General features: G+C 41.4%; 2 protein-coding genes. One reads left to right on the forward strand and one right to left on the reverse strand.

Going from position 1 to position 1,972, the window contains the following annotated elements; all coding sequences use genetic code 11:
- The coding region (locus NT178_06655) for a sigma-54 dependent transcriptional regulator (GenBank protein ID MCX5812208.1) at positions 1–1,325 on the forward strand (1,325 nt) is incomplete at its 5' end.
- 400 nt (positions 1,326–1,725) lie between these two features.
- Here the strand turns inward: NT178_06655 and NT178_06660 are convergent.
- A partial coding sequence (locus tag NT178_06660; protein MCX5812209.1) for a hypothetical protein occupies positions 1,726–1,972 on the reverse strand: 247 nt, incomplete at its 5' end.

Consider the following 1,972-nt stretch of genomic DNA (forward strand, 5'->3'; position numbering starts at 1 on the left):
GGATGAATAAAATTCTTATTGTAGACGATGACAAAAACATCAGGCTCACGCTTAGCGATTTTCTTAATAATAACGGGTTTTTCCCGATTGAGGCAGAGAATGGCGAAGCGGCGCTGGAGGTTTTCAGGAAAGAAAAACCTGTCATAGTGCTACTTGATCTTAAGATGCCCGGTATGAATGGTATTGAGTGTCTACAGGCATTACGAAAGATAGACCCTGCCGTACCTGTTATTATCATTACTGCAAACGGCGATATCCCTACTGCAGTCACGGCCATTCAGCTTGGCGCATACGATTTTACGCTTAAACCCCCTGATTTTAACAGACTCATGGTGACAGTAAAGAGGGCCATAGAGAAGGTGGAGTATGAAAATGCCCTGAGAGTTTCCTTTGAAACGCTCTTTGGAAAAAGCAATGTTATGAAAATAATCGTTGAGCAGGTACGGCAGGTAGCGCCAAGCGATTTTTCAATCATCCTGCAAGGCGAAACAGGAACAGGGAAATCCTTTATTGCAAGGACTATACATAATTTCAGTAAAAGAGCTGATGGACCCTTTGTCACCGTGGATATGGGGGCAATCCCGGAAAACCTTGTAGAAAGCGAGCTCTTCGGATTTGAAAAGGGCGCCTTTACAGGGGCTGAGAGGAAGAAAAAAGGATTCTTTGAGATTGCCCACAAAGGCACCATCCTGATAGATGAACTCCAGAACGTGTCTCCTTACGTGCAGAGCAAGCTTCTCAGGATTGCAGAAGAAAAAAAGCTTTATCCCTTGGGCAGCGTAACCCCTTTTGAGGTTGATACACGCATTATCTCTGCTTCAAACATCGATATCATGCAGGCCATGAAAGAGAAAAAGATCAGGGAAGATCTCTTCTTCCGCCTCGGTGAATTTATAATCCATATTCCCCCGCTCCGTGAAAGGGCTGAGGATATCCCCCGGCTTATTCACAGGTTTTTTAGAGAAGCCACAGAGGAGCTCAACAAAAACATGCGGGAAATTTCGGAGGATACCCTGGAGGTACTCTGCAACTATACCTGGCCCGGCAATGTACGGGAACTCAGGAATGTGATCAGAAGGGCGGTTCTTCTTTCTCATGACGACACGATAAGCATGGAAGACATCAATCTAAACCTTGACTCAAAGAAAGAAGACATCGACATATTTTCTTCCTTATTGCTTCATGATATTACAGTGGATGCTGAAAAGAAAGCCATCAGACATGCCCTCGATCTCGCAACGGGCAACAGAACAAAGGCCGCGAATATACTTCATATCAGCCATAGTTCTTTGCTGAGAAAGATGAAAGATTACGACATTAAATAACTTTTTGATGTGATGAACTCACCCACGATAAATTAAATAACAAAAAAGGACCTATTTCTATTGAAAGAGCTTTTGTAACTGTTGCAAAAAGGATTTTAAAAGAAGAGACATACGAGATAATTCTGGATGAGGCTAAATTTCTTGTTGATGAAGCTGAGGCCAATTATAAGGATAAGCTTATGGAAAGGACTATGGCAGGGAAACCAATTTGCCGCAAATCATCATAAGTCAAACAGAAAAAGGGTACAATAAGAAAGAGAGGAAATAATTGGTAGAGTATGTGAAAAGGCTTTATCGTTTTTTCTGAGATAGACTGTTACCGGCAAGATTTCATACAAAGATTTTTTTGCCGGTATATCTCCTGAAATATCATATTGTCTTTCTGAATAACTATAATTGCCTACCTCTTTGCCAGACATCCACATGATATAAGCCTCTTCCCACATCTGGGACATCTCTCCATGTAACAATCTTTATGATGATATGCTCCAGGTACAACATGACATACTGAACATCTTTCTGTTTCATCTTCTGCATATGGTTCACGTGGTAATGAACAGCTATCTTCAAAATCTACATAGCTGTTAAAACAGGTTGTTGTTTTCGGGTCTTCTGTATCTTTGCTACAGTGTTGACATAAACTCATA

This window comes from Pseudomonadota bacterium (assembly GCA_026388255.1).
Lineage (GTDB): Bacteria > Desulfobacterota > Syntrophorhabdia > Syntrophorhabdales > Syntrophorhabdaceae > JAPLKB01.